Here is a 23740-nt window from a genome sequence, read left to right on the forward strand (position 1 = left end):
ACTTGGGCGGTCTGCCTTTGGCAGGGACATGTTTCTTCAATTGCTCAACCATTAAATCAAAGGTTGACCATGAGATGCCCGTGTATCGCTTGAACTGAGGATCAGAAAGCTTGTTTGAATCGATGTAATTCATCCGCAGATTATGCATGAATGCCAAGAAATCTGGAGTGCAAATATTAACCAAAAAGAAGATCGTTTTTTGATTTATGAAAGAGATCTAATAGATTAATCATGTAACCTTCATTTTGATATAAATTTTCTTATGCACCTTATTTAAAAATATTCAAACGATAAAAATAAAAAATCCCAACAATATATGTTGAGATTCTCTATTCATAACCGGGTTAAGCTGGCAGTAAATATAGGTAATGTTCAGGCTATAAAATCTCGTAAAATGTGTTGATTTATCACTTCATCAAAATTTAGATTTGAAAGATTTTGCTTGTTATATTTGATGCTTTTATAACAATAACTCGCTGCAATACCCATACTAATTAAAGTCAACAATTTCATTGTTCACCTCAAAATTAAAAATATTAGAAACCGTGAAATTAAAATATCAGCTTGCTTTGTAGTGGTCTAAGCCAGTTTGGAAAGCTTTTTGTATGGTATGTAAATTCATCAAAACTATTTCAGCTCTATAAAAATCATTATCAATTTTTTGCTTTGCCTTGAATTGTCTGATCTTCCTTTAACTGACTCGACAAGTTCAGTAGAAAATGAAGATCATTGAGGATTAACATTCTTAAACGGAAGATCATATTTGAATACAAAAAGTACATCATTTTAAAGCGGTATGGTCGTAATCAAATTAGATGCAAAACATAAATTCGAGGAAGATAAATCAGAATCTGCTATGATAGCTTCCACTTAGTGGACTCTTTTATGTTTTCCCTTATCTCCTATTTATAAGTAAAGGAGTATCACAATGGGCAACATGACTGCCACATCAGAATTATTTTATATATTTTAGTAGGTTAAAGTGAAAATTGTCATTCTTAACAAGCCTTATGACGTCCTCTCCCAATTTCGTCCAGATGAAAAACATCAGACTATGGCAGATTTCGTAGACGATCCGGATCTGCGTATTGCCGGTCGTCTGGATATGGATTCTGAAGGTTTGATGTTCCTGACCGATCATGGTGGTTTAAACCAATATATTACCAATCCAGCCAGCAAAAAATTCAAAACTTATCTGGTTCAGGTCGATGGGGATATAACCGAAGAAGCTCTAGAACAGCTTCGTAAAGGCGTTGAACTGAATGACGGTATTACGCTACCAGCCAAAGCAATTAAAGTCACTGAACCGGAATGGTTATGGGAACGTAATCCTCCTGTACGTTTCCGTGCTTCTGTTCCAACTTCATGGGTCGAAATTTCAATCTGTGAAGGTCGTAACCGTCAGGTTCGTCGTATGACTGCAGCAGTCGGCTTTCCTACATTACGTTTGATTCGCACCAAAATCGGTTCGATTGATCTGGTTCAATTAGGTTTACAGCCAGGTGAAACTAAAGAAATTGAACCCCTACTTTATCCAGACTTTAAAGATGTGCCTGCACAGGAACCGTATCGTTCGCGTTCTTATGTGAAGAAACCGGGTGGCACCGGTGGTAAACCGATTAACAAGAAAGTAACGAAAGACGGCACCAAGAAAAAAACCGGTACACCACGTATCTGGCAAATGGAAGAAGGTGAAAAACCACGTCGCAAGACCAATGGTACCACCCGTCCAAATACCAAGAGTCGTGGCCGTCGTACACGTTAAGCCACTGCTTAGATCGGGAAGATCAAACTAAAGACCACCCCTTGAGAATGGTTATTCACCTGAACTTCCCCCTGATGCAACTGCATAATCGACTGCACAATCGCCAAGCCCAAACCACCCGTTTGGGCTTTTTGATGCCGGCTGCTATCAACTTGATAAAAGCGTTCAAACAGATGGGCTAAATGCTGCTCGGGGATCTGTACACCTGCTGTCAGCACATCAATCCGACAGCTATTTTCTGTAGTCATCGCCGTGATTCTGATCTCGCCATTTTCCTTTCCATACTGCACTGCGTTGCTGAGTAAATTGGCAAGCGCACGTTGCAGATGTTCCGGATGCGCAGCTATATTCAGTTGAGCCGGAATATCCGTATAAATAGATATATTTTTTTCTTCTGCCAGAAACTCAAAATATGCCAGCAAATCTTCTATGATCTGGCTAAGTTCTAGTGTCTGTTTTTCTATCTGATAGTGGCCATGTTCAACTCGGGCGATAAATAGCATGTTTTCAATCATCTGAGTTAGACGTTCATACTCTTCCAGATGGGAATACAGCAAATTTTCTAATTCATCGCGACTGCGTGACTTCGACAAGGCAATCTGGGTTTGCCCCATCAAGTTATTCAGGGGCGTTCGTAATTCATGGGAAATATCTTCAGAAAATCGGGCCAACTGTTCATAGCCTTGCTGTATTCGGTCCAGCATGGCATTCATAGCCTCTGTTAGTTGCTGCACCTCAATAGTTCGGGATGGCAACTCGATACGCTGATCCAGCTGCTGCACATTAATTTGCTGAGTGGCGTAAATTAATTGGCGCATGGATCGCAGTAGATAGTGTCCCATCAGCCAGGCTAACAAAGTAGATAAAATAATACCAAGCAGAGTGTAGATCACTAATTTTATCAGGTAATGTTTTAAAACCTGTTGCCCTGCTGCGAGCTGCTTACCGGCAATCAGTTGATAAGACTGTCCATTAAAGTCCACTTGCTTAAATGCCAAACGGGTCGTGGGTTGTTCAAGCTTATTATTTTGATAATTCAGCCTGGTGTGATAATCCAATAGAGGAATAGCGATATTTAAAGGATTAATGTCAATCAAGGTATTCTGAGCATTTTTAAGAATCAGTAAATTATCTTCCTGTCCAAGCATATTCTCATAAAGCTCTGGATGTTCGATCAGCACCTGAAAGCTTTGCTGATCAGCCAGAAATATTTCTATTCTGGAAATCCGCAAGGCCAAAGCTTCATCCTGCTGTTGTAGCACCATCTGCTGCATATTTTGATAGGACAACCCGCCGATACTTAAAAAGACAATACAGGAAATGAGGCCAAAAGCGATGCCGAGACGTGTGCCCAAATGCATTTTCATGCTTGCACATCCAGTTTATAGCCCATACCACGTACTGTATGAATAAGTTTTGGACTGAAATGGTCATCAATTTTAGAACGTAATCGGCGTACAGCAACATCAACGACATTGGTGTCAGTATTAAAATTAATATTCCAGACCAGTGAAGCAATTTGTGTCCGGGTTAACACTTCGGACTGGTGTTCCATCAGCAACTGCAAAAGCGCAAACTCCTTTTGGGTAAGCTCAATTTTTTGCTGGTCTCGAAATACTTCCCGGGTTAAACGATTCAGCTCTAAATTGGCCACCTGATACGTTTCGTGTTCAGTTTTTGGTACACGGCGCAGCAGGCTTTTGATTCTGGCCAAAAGTTCGATATAAGAGAAAGGCTTGGTTAAGTAGTCATCTGCACCCAGTTCCAACCCTTTGACCCGGTCAAGCACATGATCTTTGGCAGTCAGCATGAGTACGGGGACTTTAGAGAAAGTACGCAAGGTTTTGAGGACTTGCCAGCCGTCCAGGTCGGGCAGCATCACATCCAGCAATACCAGATCAATCGGTTGCTGTTCCAGCACTGATAAGGCATGCAGGCCATTACCCACCTGTGTAGTCTGGTAGCCGGATTCATTTAAGCCTGTGGCCAAGAATCCGGCAATTTTGGTTTCATCTTCTACAATTAAAATATGCATGGGCTGAGTTTAATCAATTTCATACGGCGCAAAGATTACAAATTGGTAATCTGATTGTCATCCATGAGCTTCCATTCTTTGATTATGATCTTCTCAATTTCTATATGACTGAACACTATCATGAGAAGCAGATTAAATCAGAGAAAAATATTGTTATATCTAGCGAGTTTAGCAATGGTTAGCTTAAGCCATGCTGAATTAAAAACGGCCTATATTATGGACTTGAGTACAGCAAATCAGCTTACTGAGAACGTCATGCAAGCTTGTCAGAAAGCCAGCAAACCCGCTGCAGTCACAGTACTGGATCAAGGCGGTAATGTTCTGGCCAGCCAACGGCATGAATCTGTCGGAATTCACAATTTAACTGCATCACAGCGTAAAGCCTTTACTGCATACTCGACTAAGACCAGTACATTGGATTTCATGCGTCATGCACAAAAGAACCCGGATGCACAAAATTTAAATACCCTGGATGAATTGTTATTATTGGGCGGCGGGGTACCTGTGGTTTATAAAAACCAGCTCATTGGCGCTGTTGGCGTTGCAGGCTCTGGTGGCTCTGAACAGGATCATCAATGTGCCGCACAAGGCATTCAACATACTTTAAAACAACTTTAATTTTATCTATCTATTGAATAGGAACAGACCTATGAAAAAAATTATTTTTGGTGCTCTTCTAGCGGCGACAGCAAGCTTTTCTTTTGCACAGAATCCTTTAAGTGTGCATGTGCTGAATCAGGAAACTGGTCTGCCTTCCGCCAATGTCGCGGTGATTCTGGAAGCTCAGCAAGGTGACAAGTGGATAAAACTGAATGAGTTAAAAACAGATGCCAATGGCCGTATCAAAGAGTTTTATCCTAAAGATACAGCTTTACAGAAAGGCATCTATAAAGTGACCTTCAAAACCGGTGACTGGTTTAAGGCCAATAATCAACGCACCTTCTTCCCTGAAGTACCTGTGGTATTTACGATTGACGGTGCTTTGGAGCACTATCATATTCCCTTATTACTGAGCGCTTATGGTTATTCAACCTATCGTGGTAACTAATTCTTAATCCCTAAAAGCGTCATTTTCATGGCGCTTTATTTTGAAGCGTAAAACAGCTGCATTGCATCATTCATCTGGCTTTCGCTTGTTATTTATCTCCTGGAATGTTATTTATGATTCACATAATTAATATTTTTAAAACAAAGTGTATCTAAAAAAGGAGTTCTGCAATGGATCAGCAAGTGAACCAGATGTTTAATCAGGACCGATTAATTCAGTATCTCGGTGCACATCTAATTTCCTATAACCACAATCATGCGAAGATTGAACTTAAAGTGTCTGAACAACATTTACAGGGACATCAGACCTGTAACGGCGCTGTGATTTTTGCATTAGCTGATGCTGCATTTGCCATTGCCTGCAATACCGGCGAACATCCAGCAGTCGGCCAACATTGTGGTATTCATTATCTGAAACCGGCACTGCTCGGTGATACCCTTACCGCCATAGCTGAACATAAAGCCAGTAGCGGTCGCAGTGGGATTTACGATATTCAGATCCTGAATCAGAAAGATCAAATCGTGGCTGAATTCCGTGGAACCTCACGACTGATCGTTAAATAATTATTCTAAAACTTAATGCAATAAAAAAACCGGTGCATCAACACCGGTTTTTTAAAACAGCAAATGCTAAATTAAGCTTTCAACCATTTCTCAGCTTTAGTTTGATCTTCAACTTTCAATTCAACTTCAGTCAGTTCAGAACCACCATTTTGAACTTCAAAAGTCATCAGCTCATCACGACGGAATGCATGGACAGTATACGTACCTTCCTGTTTCGCATATTTCTCGACAAGTTTCGTCGTTGCTTTAAGGCCATCAATCGCCACAATTACATCATTCGCTGAAAGGCCCGCTTTCACCCCTGCTCCATCACGACGTGCAGACTGAACCAGCACACCTTCAGGCTTATCTGCAAGTTTCAAACCAAATGGTAATGACTTGTCATTTTTCAGGGTATAGCTCACGCCAAATTCAGGTAGTAACTGATCTAAAGGCAATTCATCTGTGGTATTGATCAAATGATTGATCTGTTCTAACCAGTTATCACCTGTCAATTCCTGACATAACTCAAAGATAGTCCGTTCATTGACCTGAATGCCATTTTGCGTATTTTCATATAGCTTACGCATCAAAGCGTCCAGACTTGAGCCACGCAGACGTAAACCTAGATCCAGACAAAGTGCAACTAAACAGCCTTTATTGTAGTAGCTGGTACCGGCATTATTTGAGTTTTCATCCTGACGATAGAATTTTACCCAGGCATCAAAGCTAGACTCAGATACTGACTGAATAAAACGTCCCGGGTTTTGCAAATAACGGTCAATCTGCGCTTTGAGCAATGCAATATAAGATTCCTGATTAATCACGCCACTACGGAGCAGAATCAGGTCATCATAATACGACGTAAACCCTTCAAAGATCCAAAGCAAAGAGGTATAGCCTTCTTTATTTAGATCATAATTCACGAAGTTTTCTGGACGAATAAATTTCACTAACCATGAATGGAAATACTCATGACTACATAGGCCAAGGAAACGCTGATAATCTTTCGATGGCTCTTCAGGCTCATCTACTTTAGGGAAATCATCACGCGGTGTAATCAGACTGGTTGAGTTTGGATGCTCCAAACCGCCATAGCTGTTACCGGTTGCTATGGTCATAAAGGTATAATCATTGAATGGCGCAGAACCGAACATGGAAATTTCTGTCGCACAGATTTTTTCAATGTCCTGCTTCATACGCTGTTCATTCATCGCATGCTTGCCTGACACCACAAACTCATGCGGAATGCCATTGGCTTCAAAGCTGAAACGGGTCTGCTCTGCCAGTTCAAACGGCGCATCAATCAGTTCAGCATAGTTTTTAGCTTTTAAGGTATAACGACCTTTGACCAGACTTTTAGCCTGCATACCTGTCGCAAGCTGGAAATGTTTTAGCTCATCCGGCAGGAATACTTCTACTTCAATTTCTTTATGCTCCTGACCTTCTAGACCCAAACATGCACAAGCTGGGTTCACATAGAGACGGTTTTGATCCACATATGCACCACGAACAGACAGGTCATACGCGTAGACATCGTATTCCACAGTAATCAGTTCATGATCCGTATTGAATAAACGCCATTTATTCTTTTCAAACTTCTGGATTTGTAGCTGGCGTCCATCCTCATCATAAGCCTTGACTGCTTCAATATGCTTGGAGAACTCGCGAATCAGGTAACTACCCGGAATCCAGGTCGGTAAAGAAAGGACTTGTGTTGGGTCTGCTAAAAAGCGAAGAGTTACGTGAATAAGGTGCTGACGATAATCGTCAAATTCGATTTGATAATGCAACATAATGGGCGATATAAAATACAAATAAATGAGTTATAGCTTAGCTTAGCATTTTTTAGGCCAGTATTGCTTAGCTGTCGCATTTGTCTACATTTCTGACTAGCTATCCTTAAAAAAAAGGCATAGCATGCGTGAAAATTAAATCGTTCATCGACCGGTTGGTTATTAAGGAACACCTTTGAAATACATCATCTCACTGCTTGCAGTTCTTAGCCTGTTTGTGCCTGCAATTTCATATGCTGCCCTTCTGAATATTTTGCCTGAAAGCGTTGAAGCAGAAGCCTGGACCATTCTTGACTCACAGTCAGGCCAGGTCATTGCCGAACACAATGCCGACGTTCAACGTGCTCCAGCTTCCCTCACCAAAATGATGGTCGCTTATATTGCATTGAAAGAAATTCAGGCGGGTAAATTAGATAAAAGTGAAGTATTAACTGCAACACCGATTGTGAAAACAGTGATGTGGGATGAGTCACAAATGTACCTGAAAGAAGGTGAGCAGATTTCGATTGATCAACTTCTGGCAGGTCTGATTATCATGTCGGCGAATGATGCTGCTGTGACATTGGCAGAAAAAATTTCAGGTGATATTCCGAGCTTTGTCGAGCGAATGAATCGGGAAGCAAAAGCTTTAGGTATGGTTCATACCCATTTCCAGAATCCGGCCGGTATTACCATGCCTGAGCACTATTCTACTGCAGCGGATCTGGCGCGTTTGTCGGCAGCTGTAGTCAATCAAACTCCGGACTATCTGTATTATTCCAAACAGCCAAGTTTTACCTATAACAACCATTTCCACCGTGCCACTAACCGTGTGTTGCAAGTGGACTCAAGCGTCGATGGTTTAAAAACTGGCTTTACTCGTGCAGCCGGCTATAACCTGGCGCTTACCGCCAATCGTCCGACTTATGATATGGAACTACCCCACCGTCGTTTGATCGTGGTGGTTCTAGGGACTAAAAGTGCTGCCAAACGTGCTGAAGTGTCGCATAAGTTGATGAATCTGGCATATACCTATACCCGTAATGAAGTCGCCATTAAAGATAAACAATTACTGGCTGAGTTACCGGTGATCAAATCGACTTTAAAAATGTTTAAGGTAGAGACCAAGCAGCCGCAGATTATTACCACCTCTTTATATGATCAGAATTATGCCATTGATCTGAACCAGTTCGATCAAAACCATCAACGGGTAATGTTGAATACAGGTGATGGTGTAATGCAAAGCATTGAACCGCTCCATGAAACCCAAACTCATATCAATGTAGAAATGAATGCTTCTGAGTTGATTGCACCTATGGCCAAAGTGATGCCATTAGCGACGATTCATGTGTATCAGAATAATCAGCTTATTCGTACCATCCAGATTGAAGATATGGTGGAACTTGAAGAAGCCGGTTTCTTCCAGAAATTCCTGAGCTGGTTATCTAGCTTCTTTGGCATCTTTGCAGAAAATGCACCAAGTGCCAAACTCTATCCAATCCAGAAATAAACGCTGAATACAGTTAGAAGGCCCTCATTTGTCTTCTAACTCCCACCATAGATTTCTTCTCTTCTCTCGTCGATTTTACCTCTTCTGCCATAATTGCTACGTTTTGTAATTTGTATAACAATTCTAATCAAGACGGCCTGCTGCCCATGCCATAGTATATTTGGTCTAAATTTCTCTTATTTTTATTAGAAAAATAAATAGGTTAATAATATATGACAGCACATCGAATCGTAATTGTAGGTGGTGGCGCAGGTGGATTGGAGCTAGCTACTCAACTGGGCGAAACCTTAGGCAAAAGTGGCCAAGCGCATATCACGTTGGTAGATCAGAAACTGACACATATCTGGAAACCCTTATTGCATGAAATTGCTACAGGTACGCTTAATCCGCATGCAGAAGAAACCAATTATTTTAGTCATGCTGCAGCTCATCATTATCACTTTGTGCTGGGAACATTTGTTGATCTGGATCGTAAGGCTAAAGAAATTGTTCTGGAAACAGATTACTTTTCTAAAAAAGCTCAGCCTAAACAGAAGAAACACATCAGCTATGACACGCTGGTGCTGGCATTAGGTTCCACTTCCAATGATTTTAATACGGAAGGTGTTGCCCAATACTGTCATTTTCTCGACAGCCGCCAGCAGGCCGATGTCTTTCAGCAGGATCTGCTACATCTTTATCTCAATGCTCAAAATCAGACCTCTTCGCGTGAGCTTAAAATTGCCATTATTGGAGCCGGTGCAACTGGTGTAGAACTGGCTGCCGAGCTGGTGATCGCCAAACAAAACTTTTTTAAATATGGTCTGAACAAGATCGATCCAAATAAAGTCAAAATCACTTTGATTGAAGCCGCTGACCGAATCTTACCTGCACTGTCTGAGAAAATGGCTGAACACACCATGGAGCAACTCGATCGTCTAGGTATTGAGGTATTAACCAGTCATAGGGTCGCTAAAGTCGATGAAGACCAGATTTATTTTGCAGATGGTTCAAGCCTCGAAGCAGAAATTAAAGTCTGGGCTGCTGGAATTAAAGCACCTGAAGTTCTGGCAAAACTTAAAGAGCTGGAAAAAGACAACATTAATCGCCTAAAAGTTTATGCAACTCTGCAAACTCTGTCAGACCCGGATATTTTCGTTTTTGGTGATTGTGCGCATTGTCAGCCTGAAGCAGATCAACCGGTTTTAGGCCCGCGTGCGCAAGTCGCCAGCCAGCAGGCCGCTTTTCTGGTCAGAGCCTTAAAAGCACGCATTAATGGTGAAAGCTATTTACCGATGTTCAAGTTTTCTGACAAAGGCTCATTAGTGTCTTTAAGTCAAAACAGTGCTGTCGGTGAATTATTGGGTCAGGTCAATGTTCAAGGCTTTGTCGCGAAATCCATGTATGTATCCCTGTACCGAATTCATCAGGCCACTATTCATGGCTATACCCATGCTGGCCTGTTAACTGCCAAAGACTTTGTTACACGAAAAATTGCACCCAAGCTGAAATTGCATTGAAATTGTAAATATTGTCCTCATATATGAAAAAATCGTCATTAAACATGTCAAATTGCATTTTTTTGCTATTTTTAGTCTACAAAAATACAATTTCACTTTATGATGTACCCTTAAAAAATTGAATGGATCAATTAATATGACTGCTATTGCAAATAACCTCGTGGTTTCTTTCCACTACACATTGACTAACGCAGAGGGTGAAACTCTCGACAAATCTCAAGGTGAACCACTTGCCTATTTGCACGGTGCAGGTAACATCATCCCTGGTTTAGAAAAAGCTTTAGAAGGCAAAACTGTTGGTGAAAAATTCACTGTAAATGTTCCTGCTGCTGAAGGCTATGGCGAATATAACCCAGAGCTAGTGCAAGAAGTGCCTAAACAAATGTTCCAAGGCGTAGACAACATCCAGGCAGGCATGCAGTTCCAAGCACAAACTGATGACGGCGTTCAAATCGTAACTGTTAAAGCAGTTGAAGGTGATAACGTAGTTGTTGATGCTAACTTCCCGCTTGCTGGTCAAGATTTAACTTTCGAAGTTGAAATCGTGTCTATCCGTGAACCTTCTCAAGAAGAACTTGATCACGGTCACGTACACGGTGCAGGTGGTCACCACCACTAAGACTTCCCGGTCTTTAGCACAAAAAGGCAAAGTGAAAACTTTGCCTTTTTTATTGCCTTAAGATTTTAAATATAAAAAAGCAGGACTACTGCCCTGCTTTTCATCATTAAAATCGCGAATCACTCAAATTACGCAATCATTAACGTTTGTTATAGATCTGCATTGCTGCTGGCAGATTTTGACGCATTGCTGCGATACGCTGACTGTTCGATGGGTGAGTAGACAGGAAAGTCGCGCCAGTGCTACCACCTTCAAGCTTGTTCATTTTTTCCCAAAGAGTAATCGCTGCATTCGGGTTATAGCCAGCACGCGCCATGAGAGTTAAACCGCCCTGATCAGCACGGCTTTCTAGGTTACGTGAGTAAGGCAAGCCGATACCAATCTGGCTACCCAATTGTGCTACTGCAGCACCACCTTGTCCTACGCCCGCTGCATTTAAACCAATACCCAATGCCAGATCAGTCAGGGCTTGTGCACCAAGTTTCTGTTTCGCGTGCTCTTCCAGGGCATGGACCATTTCATGACCCATAATGGCTGCGATCTCAGCATCGGTCAGATTCAACTTATTCACGATACCGGTATAGAACACCACTTTACCACCAGGTGCGACAAAAGCGTTGACCTGATCAGATTTTAGTACGGCTAACTGCCATTGGAATGCAGTACCCGTCTGGTTCAGCTGGTTGGCATAAGGTTTTAAACGGTTAAAAACAGCATTAATACGACTATATGTCGCTGAACTGGTATCCAGCTGGCCTTTCGCTTTAGCGTCTGCCACCATGGCATTGTAGCTTTGGCTGGCTGAAGCATTTAAAGTCGCAGTATCTGCACCTGCAATATCGGCAATAGTTGTACAACCAGACAAAGTAATGGCTGCGGCTGCACCCATACCTAACAAGAATTTATTTTTCATTATAGTGACTCCACCATAAGCAAAAGGTTAATTTACATTGTAAAAAATTATAAGTTAAAGGCCGGAGCAACTAAATGTACAATTACTTCATCTTGTTATATTTTATGTAATTTTAACCCCAATACTGTATCGTAAGCCAATAAATCAGACAGACAATATTTAAACCTAAATATAAATAACACAAAGGTTTAATTTTTTCTTCTAAAATTTCACTTTTACGCTTAAAAAATAGAAAAGCATTCTGTAACAAGATGACCGGTACCAATACACAGGCAATGATCACACTCAAGCCAATAAATGCACCGTAAATAATGTCAGGATCCCGAGTTTGGGCACGGATAATCAGCATCGCAATGGTCGGTGCGCCACCCATCGCGAATAACAAGGAATAGAACATCGTTCCCGAGATATTTTTATGCATCCTGCATACTCATATTTTATTTTGTTTTATTCTAGCAAGCGCCATGCCACTGCACAGCACTTGCCGTTAAGACTTTAGTCCTGAGTTTCAAAATTATTTCTTAGTCTTATATACCGTCATCGCTTCAGGCATCAGCTGTTGCAAGACTGCAATTCGGTCATCATTTGTTGGATGCGTAGATGTAAATTTATTCAGGACGCTATTGCCACGGCTGTCTTGCGCATTCATTTTTTGCCACAACGTAATCGCTGCATTCGGGTTATAGCCCGCTCGTGCCATTAGCATGAGCCCGCCTTTATCGGCACGGCTTTCCAGATTACGTGAGAATGGCAAGCCCACACCAAATTGAGCACCCATATCCAGCAGTAGCCCACCATAACCACCAGCGGACTGCCCGACATACTTGCTACCGATACTTACTGCCAAATCGGTAAGTGCTTGCGCTCCTACCTTATTTTTAGAATGTTCCTCAAGCGCGTGCACCATTTCATGTCCCATGATGGCAGCAACTTCATCGTCTGTAAGTTTTAGTGTGTCGACAATACCCGTATAGAACACCACCTTGCCACCTGGTGCGACATAGGCATTAATCTCGTTAGATTTGATCACAGCCACTTGCCAGTCAAACTTCTGCCCAGTCTGATTCAGTTGATCCGCATACGGCTTCATTTTCAGGAAAACCCGATTTACTTTTTTATAGGTGGCAGAAGTCGTATCCAGAATCTGTTTCTGCTTGGCCTCTGTCAGCATCTGATTATAGCTTTGTGCTGCACTCAGATTTAATGTAGCTGAATCAGCTCCCATCAGATCTGCAACCGTAGTACACCCCGTTAATGTGGTCGCGATAACCATCCCCGCCAATAAATTTTTATATTTCATAACCTTCTCAAATATATAAGGTCAAAACATCATAAAGAATCCGAACAGGTTTTCAATCATTTTTATAAGCTCGCTCAAATAAAAAACCCTGTGAAATCACAGGGTTTTTTATCATTTTCAGCTTAAAGAATTAAGCATCAAACGGGTGGCGAAGAATAATGGTTTCTTCACGGTCTGGACCAGTTGAAATGATGTCGATTGGACATTCAATCAATTGTTCAAGACGTTTCACATAGTTAATTGCCGCTTGTGGCAATTGATCTAGTGATTTCGCACCGAAAGTAGATTCTTTCCAGCCTGGCATAGTCTCGTAAATTGGTTTTAAAGTTTCAAATGCAAGCGCATCAGAAGAACCAACACAGCCAGAATCAGCAGCTTCGTAACCTACACAGATTTTCACTTCTTCCAAACCGTCAAGAACGTCAAGTTTAGTCAAGCAAATACCAGACAGTGAGTTCACTTCTACTGAACGACGCAGGATTTCAGCATCGAACCAGCCACAACGACGTTGACGGCCAGTAGACGCACCAAATTCTGAACCTACAGTACCCAGGTGTTTACCAATTGCATCACCTGTATCTGTTGCAGCGTCATACACCAACTCAGTTGGGAATGGACCTGAACCTACACGAGTAGTATACGCTTTAGTAATACCAAGAACGTAGTCAAGGTGTAATGGACCAAGACCTGAACCTGAACTTACGCCACCAGCAGTCGTGTTTGAAGAAGTCACGTACGGATATGTACCGTGGTCAACGTCAAGCAATGAACCTTGCGCACCTTCGAACATGATTTTCTTGCCAGCTTTACGGTAAGCGTGAAGTTCACCAGTCACGTCCATGACCATAGGCTCGATCACTTTGCGCCATTCGTCGCAAAGCGCAAGTACGTCTTCAACTTTAACTGCTTCAACACCGAAGAATTGAGTCAATTGGAAGTTGTGGTATTCAAGCAATTCTTCAAGCTGAGCTTTCAGATGTTCGCCACCACGTACCAGGTCAGCAACACGGATTGCACGACGTGCCACTTTATCTTCATAAGCAGGCCCGATCCCACGACCAGTTGTACCGATTTTCGCATTACCACGTTTTTTCTCACGAGCTTGGTCAAGTGCGATGTGGTGCGGAAGAATCAATGGACAGTTTGGAGAAATGCGTAGACGTTCACGTACTGGCACGCCTTCTTTTTCAAGAATATCCATCTCTTTGATGAGCGCTTCAGGTGAAAGAACCACACCATTACCAATTAAGCACAATACGTTTTCACGTAAAATACCTGATGGAATGAGGTGTAATACAGTTTTCTTACCACCAACCACGAGAGTATGACCTGCGTTATGTCCGCCTTGATAACGAACTACTGCAGCCGCTTGATCTGTGAGCAGGTCGACGATCTTACCCTTACCTTCGTCGCCCCATTGGGTACCAAGTACCACAACATTCTTGCCCATAATAGCCTCATTACATCATGCTGTTAAAGTTGAAAGTCCCACTCAGCGACATGAACACTGAGTAAAACAATTAAAGCGATTAAATCGTTTTGATGGTCCACTCACCGTCCACATTCACCAGCTGGTGAGTTGCATACGGTACCGAGTTTAAATCATCATTACCTAATAACTGAATTACACTTAAGCCTTGTGCACGGGTTGCCTGAATCGCATTTAACAGCGCAGCATCTGTACCCTTAGGTGCTACCACAACTTTAGCTGTAGCAAACTTGCCTGCACTTAAAGCATATAAGTCACAAGAGAAACCGGTTGCCGGACGTGCACGACCAAAATGCTCACCAATGCCATCATAACGGCCACCTTGTGCCAGTGCCGCAGCACGGTTTGGTGCATAAACTGCATACATCAGGCCGGTGTGATAATGGTATGAACGTAACTCGACGACATCAATCCCAATATGCAGATTCGGCCAGCGCACCTGAACTTCATTTTTGGTGGTTTGCAGTGCATCAAATGCCTGTCTGAAGGCTGGATTTTCTAATACTTCAGCACTTAAATTCGTTTTTAAGGCATCCAGATCACTTGCAAAGCGGCCAAGCGTATAGAAGTCTGAACCAAACTTAAGATTTGCAGTAAATTCAGCTAATTCTGGCAACGCTTTACGTTGATAAAGATCAGACAATTGGCGTTCGGTTGCCTTACTTAAACCCGCTTGTGCAATCAGACTACGGAACAGCCCCACATGACCTAAATCAAGGTGGATACCGTCGGCCAGACCTGCTTCCTGAATCAGGCTGATCATCAAGTCAACCATTTCCACGTCAGCGTCAATGCTGTCTGAACCAAATAATTCTGCACCTAACTGCAATGGTGCACGTGTGGTATTAAATCCTTGAGGTTTCGTATGTAAAACCGTACCCGCATAACAATAACGAGCCACACCTTCCACTGGATGTACATGCGCATCGATACGAGCCACTTGTGGTGTCATATCGGCACGCACACCAAGCAAACGGCCAGACAACTGGTCGATCACTTTAAAAGTGGCTAAGTCTAAATCCTGATTCGATTCTGAGAGAGAAGATAGAGATTCAATGTATTCAATAAATGGCGTGTACACCAGCTGATAACCTCGAGATGCGAGGAAATCCAGTGATTGACGGCGCAGGCTTTCGATGACTTGCGCTTGTTCTGGTAATACATCAGCTACACCATCAGGTAATAACCATGTCTCTGAAATGGGCATGTTGTAAACCTAAATTCTTGTCAGCGCGGAATAAACCGCATAAAAAAATCGGGAGCACACCCGATTTCTCCTAGTCTAGCACGATCGTTTAGGCTGTGCATCGCAATTTTGATAATTTTCTCTGACTGAACAAAGGACTTAGATAGATAAACCAAACCATCTCCCTCTTATCAAGAGAAAATAGGCTGAATAAAATTTAACAACCAACATATCAACTTGATTTTCTAATATATTTCCCCAACCAAAACAATGACGAAAAACTTATTCTTGATTCAATCCTCATCTATCCAAGGGTAAGAATTTATAAAATATCAGTACTAGATGCTTAAAAATAATCCTATACAAAAACCTAATGTGCAGACTTAAATGACCAAGAAAACAGCATCATTCTGGTAGAGTTTAAAGGCACTGCAAAGACTCCTATATTTCTTATAAACTTTCTTTCTCCTTCTAGAATAAAACCCGATCATCTCATGCCTCCCTTCCAGCCACGTATTACGCCTTCTGATGCTACTCCTCTGAGTGAATTCTAGCGTGGTGTGAAAGACTGCATACCTTTATTATTAATTAGGTGTAATTCCTCTCGCGCTGGTCTTGGGCGCAACAGCAGCACAAAAAGATTTTAGCCTGCTTGAGGTTCCCTTGCTGACCGGGTTGAACTTTGCTGGCGGTTCCGAGTTTGCAGTTTTAGAAGCCTGGACTGATCCACCGCATCTGCTTACCTTAATCTTTATTAGTTTTCTCATTAACAGCCGCTATATTCTGCTCGGTGCCAGTTTAGTACCTTATTTAAGACATCTTCCAAATCGAAAAGTCTTTCCGGCATTATTCTTTATGGTCGATGAAAACTGGGCCTTAAGCCTGACCGATGCACAGCGTCGACTGGCACAGTTTGGTTATCGATATGCTTTTAGTCTGCCTTATTATGCCGGGCTATGTATTGTTCTTTATCTGGCATGGGTCGGGTTTACGACGCTCGGTGCACTGCTTGGACCTATGCTAGTAGACATTAACCGTTTTGGTTTTGATATGGCTTTCCCCGCCATTATGCTGGTCTTACTGAAAGGTATGTGGAAAGGCTTTATTGAAGCCAGACCTTGGCTAATCAGTTGTATTTGTGCTGCACTGGCTTATAGCTATCTACCGGGAAACTGGTATGTGCTGATTGGTGCGCTTGCAGGCATTGCCTCTGCCTTCTGGCTCATTCAGGAGAATGAAGCATGATCCAGATGAGCACTTTTATCGCCATCTTATTGGTGGCGCTAACGACTTACTGCACTCGGATACTTGGCTATGTCCTACTCAAAAATAAAACTTTGAGCAAACGTCAGCGTAAAATTCTGGAAGTGATTCCGGGTTGTGTACTGATTTCGATGATCACCCCATATTTTTTACGAGATGATCCAGCTGATCTGATCGCTATAATGGTGACACTATTCGTTGCATCACGCTTTGGCATGCTGCCGACCATTTTGATTAGCATGCCCTCGGCAGTTATTTTAAGAACGTTACTGGTTTAAATCCTTTATATAAGGCTAGGCCAGCATAAAAAGGTCTTATGACTTTGGTTCTACTACTTTAGCGAGCAGATTTACCAGTTCTGCATTTTGCAGTTCAACTTTTTGCAGTTTGGCTGTAGTCTGATCCAGTACTTCCTGCTGCACATGCATCTTTTTCGCCAGATCCTGCATAATTTCCAAGGTCTTTTTTAAATTTTCTTCCAGATGTGCCACTTTTTCCTCAACTGGCACGCCTTCCACATTTTGTGAACTCTCATTATTATTAAATTGCAGCCAGATCAAAAAAATCACAGCCAAGGTCAGTAATATAATAAATCCCCAGATCAATATCATGTGCTTGCTCTTATTCCATTTAATTATCTTTATCTTAACGAAAAAATATCCAGATCACAGAAATATTCGGCATAAATCCAGAGCTTTTCGATCAATTACGTTCAAGTTCTTATTCATTTTCTTCTAATTTTTTAATTTTGCATAAAAAAGCACCCTATTTAGGATGCTTTCAAAATAGCTTAATCTGTATAAAAGGATTCACAGAGATCCAGCAAACGGTTGGCATAACCCCATTCATTATCATACCAGGCAAATACTTTAGCCTGATGCCCCACTACCAGGGTTTGGGTCAGATCCACAATCAATGAATAAGGCGAATGATTAAAATCGCTAGAGACCAAAGGCTCATCTGTCACAGACATGATTTCAGCAAAATCCTGACGTGCAGCGTTAATTAATACTTCATTTAACTGATGATCAGTAATGGGTGACTGAGAAATAAAAGTCAGATCAATTGCTGCGACATTAATGGTTGGCACGCGAATCGAATAACCATCAATCCGGTTCTCCATCTTCGGCATTACGCGTTTTAAAGCACCCAAAGCTGAAGATGTGGTTGGAATAATATTTTGCCCGGAAGCACGGGCACGTCTTAAATCACGATGGGCATGATCCAGTACTGACTGATCCGCAGTCACCGCATGAATTTCAGTCATCAGTGCAGTCTCAATCCCAAAGGCATCATCAATGATTTTGACTAGCGGTACCAATGCCTGCGTAGTACAAGACACGCTAGAAATAATCTGGTCACTTTCTTTGACATCACGATGGTTGACGCCATAGACAATTGCAGCATCCACCGTATCAAACGGTGCAGCGCCGATAATCACCCGTTTTGCCCCGGCAGTAATATGCTGAGTCGCAGCCTCACGCGAACGGAATAAGCCGGTACATTCCAATACCACATCAATATTCAGTTCATGCCATGGCATTTCCACCGGATTCGCCTGTCTTAACACCTGAACTTTCTGATAAGCATCGCGATAAGTGACATGCAGGTAGGCATACTCATCTTCATAAGTCAGATCAACCTGCCCCGGGAAACGGCCATGAGTAGAATCATATTTAAATAAATGCAATAAGGTTTCAACGTCGGCAACGTCATTAATGGCAACGATGTCAAAATTAAAATCTTTCGGATTTTCAAACCATGCACGCAACACATTGCGTCCGATTCGTCCAAAACCATTAATTGCGATACGTTGCATCGACGTTCCCTACTGCGGCATAAAACTTTGTGCGCCTATATTAATGGAATTATCCAGCTGACTGATAACTATTCAGCTAAATCCACTAAAAATTACACAGAATGTCCAATATTTCATCGAAAAATTCATGCTTTGCTTGAAGTAATCCAGTCTTTCTATCAGCGAGAATTAAGATAAATTGCTGTAATGACAATAGCTTTTGATTTTGCAGGGCATTTTTCTGATTTTTCTAATATTCATTCCTTATAGTTTTATGATCTATAAATATGAAAATCATTGGTTGAACAGGCATTTTCCGTTATAATTTGGCGTTTTTAAATATTTAAGCCCCGCATTGCAGCAGAGAACCAACCTTCTTGTCAGACTGTGATGTTTTTAGCCAAATCGGAAATTATGGAGTGACTTGGTTGTGAGTACTCGTTTTATGACATCAGCTGAAATTCGCGAAGCTTTTTTAAGCTACTTTGAATCGCAAGGGCATACACGTGTCGCGTCGAGTTCTCTGGTTCCTGCCAACGACCCAACATTATTGTTTACCAATGCTGGTATGAACCAGTTTAAAGACTGCTTCCTGGGTCTGGAAAAACGTGACTACGTTCGTGCAACATCTTCACAAAAATGTGTACGTGCAGGTGGTAAACACAACGACTTAGATAACGTTGGCTACACAGCTCGTCACCACACATTCTTTGAAATGCTGGGTAACTTCTCGTTTGGTGATTACTTCAAACGTGATGCGATTAAATTTGCTTGGGAATTTCTGACCGGCGACAAATGGCTGGCACTGCCTAAAGACAAATTGTACGTAACTGTGTATCACACTGATGACGAAGCGTTTGATATCTGGAATAAAGAAGTTGGTCTAGATGCCAGCCGTATTATCCGCATTGGTGATAACAAAGGCGAAAAATACGCATCAGACAATTTCTGGGCAATGGGCGATACTGGTCCTTGTGGTCCATGTTCTGAAATCTTCTATGATCACGGTGAGCACATTTGGGGTGGCCTGCCTGGTACACCTGAAGAAGATGGCGACCGTTTCATCGAAATCTGGAACAACGTATTCATGCAGTTCAACCGTACTGCGGATGGCGTCCTGCACCCTCTTCCAGCACCTTCTGTTGATACCGGTATGGGCCTTGAGCGTATTTCTGCGGTTCTGCAACATGTCAACTCTAACTATGAAATCGACCTGTTCCAAAACCTGTTAAAAGCTGCTACTGAAATTATCGGTCTAGATACTTCAGATATTGAAGCGAAAGCACAAGCTGAAAACAAACCGGTTGAATACCCTGCTTCACTTAAAGTTGTGGCTGACCATGCACGTTCATGCTGCTTCCTGATTGCGGATGGTGTGAACCCTTCGAATGAAGGTCGTGGTTATGTACTGCGTCGTATCATCCGCCGTGCAGTTCGTCACGGTAACAAACTGGGTGCGACTGGTTCATTCTTCCACAAAATGCTTCAGCCTTTAATTGATGTAATGGGTGCTGCTTATCCAGAGCTTGAAGCAAACAAAACACGTATCGAAGCTGCATTGCTGAAAGAAGAAGAACAATTCGCGAAAACACTTGAGCAAGGTCTGAAATTGCTTGAAGGCGAATTGGCAAACCTGAAAGGTTCTGTGATTCCAGGTGAAATCGTATTCAAACTTTATGATACTTACGGCTTCCCAACTGACCTTACAGCAGATATCGCACGTGAACGTGATTTAACGATTGACGAAGCTGGCTTTGAAAAAGAAATGGCTGCACAACGTCAACGCGCACGTGATGCCGGTAAATTCGCAATCGACTATAACAGCGTTGTTAAAGTTGAAGGCGAAACTCAGTTTGAAGGTTATGACGCGACAGCAGGTCAAGGTCAAATCATCGCAATCTACAAAGATGGCGAACAGGTTGACGAAGTGGTTGAAGGCGACGAAGCATTAATCGTTCTTAACCAGACTCCTTTCTATGCAGAAAGCGGTGGTCAAATCGGTGATACAGGACTCTTCAAAAACGATACCGGTATTTTCGAAGTTCAAGATACCAAAAAATCTGGTGGTGCATTCGTTCACCAAGGTATCGTGACTATGGGTAACTTGAAAGTTACTCAAAACGTGGAAGCAACGGTTAAAGCCGACATTCGTGCCGCAACTGCACGTAACCACTCTGCAACTCACTTGCTACACGCTGCCCTACGTCAAATCCTGGGTTCACACGTACAACAAAAAGGTTCATTGGTTGCGTCTGACGTATTACGTTTCGACTTTGCTAACGATCAGCCTGTAACGTTTGAGCAACTGCAAGAAATTGAACGTCTGGTAAATGCCGAAGTGATTGCCAACACGCCTGTTACCACTGAACTGCTCGACATCGAATCTGCGAAAGCCAAAGGTGCGATGATGCTGTTCGGTGAGAAATACGGTGAAGAAGTTCGCGTATTGTCTATGGGTTCAGTGATTGACGAAAAAAACTTCTCAATCGAGCTGTGTGGCGGTATTCACGTGAAACATACAGGTGACATCGGTCTGTTCAAAATCACTTCTGAAGGTGGTGTCGCAGCAGGTGTACGTCGTATTGAAGCCGTAACCGGTACTAAAGCGGTTGAAGCCGTACAGAAAGTCGATCGTGATGTTCAATATATCAATGGTTTGTTAAAAGCACAGAACCATCAAACAGTCGAAAAAGTTGAAGCTGTGGTGGACACTGCGCATCAATTGCAAAAACAGATTGAACAGCTGAATCAAAAATTGGCAAGCCTACAAGCCGGTGAACTTTTAAGCCAGGTTCAAGAGCTTGCTGGTCGTAAAACATTAATCACGACTGTTCAGGGTATGGATGCGAAAGCACTACGTAACCTGCACGATGGTGTGAAATCAAAATTAGAAAATGCAGTCATTGTTCTTGCAGGTGTAGAGGGTGACAAGGTTAGCTTGATTGCATCTGTAGCTAAAGACTTTACTGCTTCTATTAAAGCGGGTGACATCATCAAACACTTGGCAACTGAGCTAGGTGGTAAAGGTGGTGGTAAACCTGACTTGGCACAAGGTGGCGCGCCACTTAACGAGAAGTTTGCTCCAGTGATGGCTGATTTAGCAGCTTGGCTTGAAGCAAAATAAAAACTTCATTTTGTGTAACTGACCCTGATCGGAAAATCAGGGTCATGGTTTATATGGAACAACTATGGCATTAATCGTTCAAAAATATGGCGGTACCTCAATGGGTACTCCCGAGCGCATTCTCAATGTTGCTCGTCGTGTGAAGCGCTGGCATGACCATGGCCACAAGATGGTTGTAGTCGTATCTGCTATGAGTGGTGAAACCAACCGCTTGCTTGCTCTCGCGAAAGCCATTACCGAAACCCCTGACCCACGTGAACTTGACCAAATGGTTTCTACGGGTGAACAGGTAACGATTTCCATGTTAGCTATGGCGCTGAATTCAATTGGCGTTGAAGCTAAATCTTTAACTGGTCGCCAGGTTGGTATTAAAACTGACAGTGCATTCACCAAAGCACGTATCGAATCTATTGATACCGATGTATTGACTGAAAACCTGGATGCAGGCCGCGTGATTGTGGTGGCTGGTTTCCAAGGCTTTGATGCTGATGGCAATACCACAACTTTAGGCCGTGGTGGTTCTGATACTTCAGGTGTCGCACTTGCTGCAGCGCTTAAAGCGGATGAATGTCAGATTTACACAGACGTTGATGGCGTATATACGACTGACCCTCGTGTTGCGCCTAAAGCGAAAAAAGTAGACCGTATCTCTTTCGAAGAAATGCTGGAAATGGCATCTTTAGGTTCTAAAGTTCTTCAAATTCGCTCTGTAGAATTTGCAGGCAAGTACCAAGTGCCTTTACGCGTACTCTCAAGCTTCGATAATGACAATGATGGCGCATTTGACGAAGACTTCAAAAACAACGTCGGAACTCTTATTACTACTGAACTGGAAGACAACATGGAACAGCCAATTATCTCTGGTATCGCGTTCAACCGCGACGAAGCTAAACTGACTATTCTGGGTGTTCCAGATGAGCCAGGTATTGCATCTAAAATTCTTAAACCAATTGGTGATGCCAATATCGAAGTGGATATGATTATCCAGAACGTTGAAGAAGATGGTACAACTGATTTCACGTTTACTGTAAACCGCGGTGAACTCGCTAAAGCCAAAAAAATCCTTGAAGAAACTGCTCAAGCGATTGGCGCACGTGAAGTTGCAACTCGTGATGACATCGTAAAAGTGTCTATCGTAGGTGTAGGTATGCGTTCTCACGCTGGTGTAGCGAGCAAAATGTTCACTGCCCTTGCTGATGAAGGCATCAACATCCTGATGATTTCTACTTCTGAAATCAAGATTTCAGTAATTATCGAAGAGAATTATCTTGAGCTTGCAGTTCGCTCACTTCACACTGCGTTTGGTTTAGACCGTGAACATGGTGAATCTAGCGCACGCGCTTAAGAGAACTACAAAATACCGTCATTGTCTGACAGTATTTCATTAAATCTCTACAAAAATGCAGGGCCACTATAGTTTTTTTTATAGTGGCTCTGTTATATTAAGCCTAAGGATTTTCAACAATCTGGATAGTTAACCTCTTCATTTCATGGACAGGACTTTCTATTCAAACTTTAATTATATAATTTTAGGTTGTGTTTTTTTATTACATTCAATAGATTGCAGGTTTTGCATTTTGCAAGGAGAGAAACATGCTGATTTTGACTCGACGCGTCGGGGAAACTTTAATGATCGGAGACCAAGTCAGCGTGACTGTACTTGGCGTAAAAGGCAACCAGGTTCGTATTGGGGTAAATGCTCCGAAAGAAGTCTCTGTACACCGTGAAGAGATTTACCAGCGTATCCAGCATGAACGTGCAATGCATGAACATCTTCAGCATATTGACCAGGATTATCAGCCTTCTTCTTATGAAGATGATAACCAGACACAAAATAACTTTAACCGTTAATTTTGTATGAATATAAAAGCGGC

Annotated in this window: 22 protein-coding genes and 1 pseudogene; 12 read left to right on the top strand and 11 right to left on the bottom strand. The window is 42.3% G+C overall.

The features are described 5' to 3' along the window. Nucleotides 1-372 precede the first annotated feature (372 nt). Nucleotides 373-513 (bottom strand): hypothetical protein, encoded by a 141-nt coding sequence (locus tag FTU46_RS16740; RefSeq protein WP_257224656.1) that lies wholly within the window; start codon nucleotides 511-513, stop codon nucleotides 373-375. Between the two features lie 469 nt (nucleotides 514-982). On the opposite strand from FTU46_RS16740, the gene FTU46_RS12405 reads away from it, so the two are divergent. Continuing rightward, a complete protein-coding gene (locus FTU46_RS12405) occupies nucleotides 983-1765 on the top strand; it encodes an rRNA large subunit pseudouridine synthase E (RefSeq protein WP_005236402.1) in 783 nt (260 codons plus the stop codon). 8 nt (nucleotides 1766-1773) lie between these two features. On the opposite strand, the gene FTU46_RS12410 is transcribed toward FTU46_RS12405, so the two are convergent. Together FTU46_RS12410 and FTU46_RS12415 are read right to left on the bottom strand one after the other, a co-directional pair. Further along, a complete protein-coding gene (locus tag FTU46_RS12410; protein ID WP_180105100.1) occupies nucleotides 1774-3132 on the bottom strand; it encodes a heavy metal sensor histidine kinase in 1359 nt (452 codons plus the stop codon). Continuing rightward, complete coding sequence (locus FTU46_RS12415) at nucleotides 3129-3800, bottom strand: heavy metal response regulator transcription factor (protein WP_180105101.1); 672 nt, start codon at nucleotides 3798-3800, stop codon at nucleotides 3129-3131. The genes FTU46_RS12410 and FTU46_RS12415 overlap by 4 nt, the downstream gene beginning before the upstream one ends. Before the next feature lie 174 nt (nucleotides 3801-3974). Between FTU46_RS12415 and FTU46_RS12420 the strand changes: the two genes are divergently transcribed. The 3 genes from FTU46_RS12420 (at nucleotide 3975) to paaI (ending at nucleotide 5411) form a co-directional block, all read left to right on the top strand. Continuing rightward, nucleotides 3975-4418, top strand: coding sequence for a heme-binding protein (locus FTU46_RS12420; protein WP_240904205.1), 444 nt, complete (start codon nucleotides 3975-3977; stop codon nucleotides 4416-4418). A 31-nt stretch (nucleotides 4419-4449) separates the two neighbouring features. Next, nucleotides 4450-4848: a hydroxyisourate hydrolase gene (gene uraH, locus FTU46_RS12425; RefSeq protein ID WP_180105103.1), complete on the top strand. Its 399-nt coding sequence runs from the start codon at nucleotides 4450-4452 to the stop codon at nucleotides 4846-4848. 170 nt (nucleotides 4849-5018) lie between these two features. Next, nucleotides 5019-5411 (top strand): hydroxyphenylacetyl-CoA thioesterase PaaI, encoded by a 393-nt coding sequence (paaI, locus tag FTU46_RS12430; protein ID WP_180053860.1) that lies wholly within the window; start codon nucleotides 5019-5021, stop codon nucleotides 5409-5411. 71 nt (nucleotides 5412-5482) lie between these two features. Here paaI and FTU46_RS12435 read toward each other — a convergent pair whose 3' ends face one another. Next, entirely contained in the window at nucleotides 5483-7186 is a 1704-nt protein-coding gene (locus FTU46_RS12435) for a M61 family metallopeptidase (protein WP_180105104.1), read from the bottom strand. A 175-nt stretch (nucleotides 7187-7361) separates the two neighbouring features. Here FTU46_RS12435 and FTU46_RS12440 point away from each other — a divergent pair, with 175 nt between their 5' ends. The 3 genes from FTU46_RS12440 (at nucleotide 7362) to slyD (ending at nucleotide 10793) form a co-directional block, all read left to right on the top strand. After that, entirely contained in the window at nucleotides 7362-8675 is a 1314-nt protein-coding gene (locus tag FTU46_RS12440; RefSeq protein ID WP_180105105.1) for a D-alanyl-D-alanine carboxypeptidase PBP6B, read from the top strand. 212 nt (nucleotides 8676-8887) lie between these two features. Next, nucleotides 8888-10174 carry an NAD(P)/FAD-dependent oxidoreductase gene (locus FTU46_RS12445; RefSeq protein WP_180105106.1) on the top strand — a complete coding sequence of 429 codons (1287 nt, stop codon included), beginning with the start codon at nucleotides 8888-8890 and terminating at the stop codon, nucleotides 10172-10174. Nucleotides 10175-10310: 136 nt separating this feature from the next. Next, nucleotides 10311-10793 carry a peptidylprolyl isomerase gene (gene slyD / locus FTU46_RS12450; RefSeq protein WP_004784172.1) on the top strand — a complete coding sequence of 161 codons (483 nt, stop codon included), beginning with the start codon at nucleotides 10311-10313 and terminating at the stop codon, nucleotides 10791-10793. Nucleotides 10794-10932: 139 nt separating this feature from the next. On the opposite strand, the gene FTU46_RS12455 is transcribed toward slyD, so the two are convergent. From FTU46_RS12455 to FTU46_RS12475, 5 genes are all read right to left on the bottom strand, one after another. After that, a complete protein-coding gene (locus FTU46_RS12455; protein WP_125279059.1) occupies nucleotides 10933-11706 on the bottom strand; it encodes a M48 family metallopeptidase in 774 nt (257 codons plus the stop codon). Between the two features lie 112 nt (nucleotides 11707-11818). Then, nucleotides 11819-12127: a hypothetical protein gene (locus FTU46_RS12460; protein WP_180004067.1), complete on the bottom strand. Its 309-nt coding sequence runs from the start codon at nucleotides 12125-12127 to the stop codon at nucleotides 11819-11821. A gap of 93 nt (nucleotides 12128-12220) precedes the next feature. Then, nucleotides 12221-13006 carry a M48 family metallopeptidase gene (locus FTU46_RS12465; protein ID WP_180105107.1) on the bottom strand — a complete coding sequence of 262 codons (786 nt, stop codon included), beginning with the start codon at nucleotides 13004-13006 and terminating at the stop codon, nucleotides 12221-12223. A 130-nt stretch (nucleotides 13007-13136) separates the two neighbouring features. After that, complete coding sequence (locus tag FTU46_RS12470; RefSeq protein WP_004784184.1) at nucleotides 13137-14456, bottom strand: adenylosuccinate synthase; 1320 nt, start codon at nucleotides 14454-14456, stop codon at nucleotides 13137-13139. A gap of 79 nt (nucleotides 14457-14535) precedes the next feature. Continuing rightward, nucleotides 14536-15702 (bottom strand): ATP phosphoribosyltransferase regulatory subunit, encoded by a 1167-nt coding sequence (locus FTU46_RS12475; RefSeq protein WP_180105108.1) that lies wholly within the window; start codon nucleotides 15700-15702, stop codon nucleotides 14536-14538. Nucleotides 15703-16235: 533 nt separating this feature from the next. Here FTU46_RS12475 and FTU46_RS12480 point away from each other — a divergent pair. After that, nucleotides 16236-16926, top strand: a pseudogene (locus tag FTU46_RS12480) (AzlC family ABC transporter permease); the annotation flags it as partial. After that, on the top strand, nucleotides 16923-17222 hold the full coding sequence (locus FTU46_RS12485; protein ID WP_180105109.1) for an AzlD family protein: 300 nt from the start codon (nucleotides 16923-16925) through the stop codon (nucleotides 17220-17222). The pseudogene FTU46_RS12480 and the gene FTU46_RS12485, both read left to right, overlap by 4 nt. Nucleotides 17223-17258: 36 nt before the next feature. Here the strand turns inward: FTU46_RS12485 and FTU46_RS12490 are convergent, their stop codons facing one another. Then, nucleotides 17259-17555, bottom strand: a complete 297-nt coding sequence (locus FTU46_RS12490) for a hypothetical protein (RefSeq protein ID WP_180105110.1) — start codon at nucleotides 17553-17555, stop codon at nucleotides 17259-17261. Nucleotides 17556-17734: 179 nt separating this feature from the next. Further along, nucleotides 17735-18763 carry a type I glyceraldehyde-3-phosphate dehydrogenase gene (locus FTU46_RS12495; protein WP_004815403.1) on the bottom strand — a complete coding sequence of 343 codons (1029 nt, stop codon included), beginning with the start codon at nucleotides 18761-18763 and terminating at the stop codon, nucleotides 17735-17737. Between the two features lie 409 nt (nucleotides 18764-19172). Between FTU46_RS12495 and alaS the strand changes: the two genes are divergently transcribed. From alaS to csrA, 3 genes are all read left to right on the top strand, one after another. Beyond that, complete coding sequence (gene alaS, locus FTU46_RS12500) at nucleotides 19173-21866, top strand: alanine--tRNA ligase (RefSeq protein ID WP_180105111.1); 2694 nt, start codon at nucleotides 19173-19175, stop codon at nucleotides 21864-21866. Between the two features lie 64 nt (nucleotides 21867-21930). Further along, complete coding sequence (locus tag FTU46_RS12505; RefSeq protein ID WP_159123232.1) at nucleotides 21931-23211, top strand: aspartate kinase; 1281 nt, start codon at nucleotides 21931-21933, stop codon at nucleotides 23209-23211. Between the two features lie 248 nt (nucleotides 23212-23459). Next, the gene (gene csrA / locus FTU46_RS12510) at nucleotides 23460-23717 is read left to right on the top strand and encodes a carbon storage regulator CsrA (RefSeq protein ID WP_004784202.1); all 258 of its coding nucleotides are present in this window, start codon (nucleotides 23460-23462) and stop codon (nucleotides 23715-23717) included. Nucleotides 23718-23740 lie beyond the last annotated feature (23 nt).

The organism is Acinetobacter sp. YH12108 (genome assembly GCF_013419055.1).
GTDB lineage: Bacteria > Pseudomonadota > Gammaproteobacteria > Pseudomonadales > Moraxellaceae > Acinetobacter.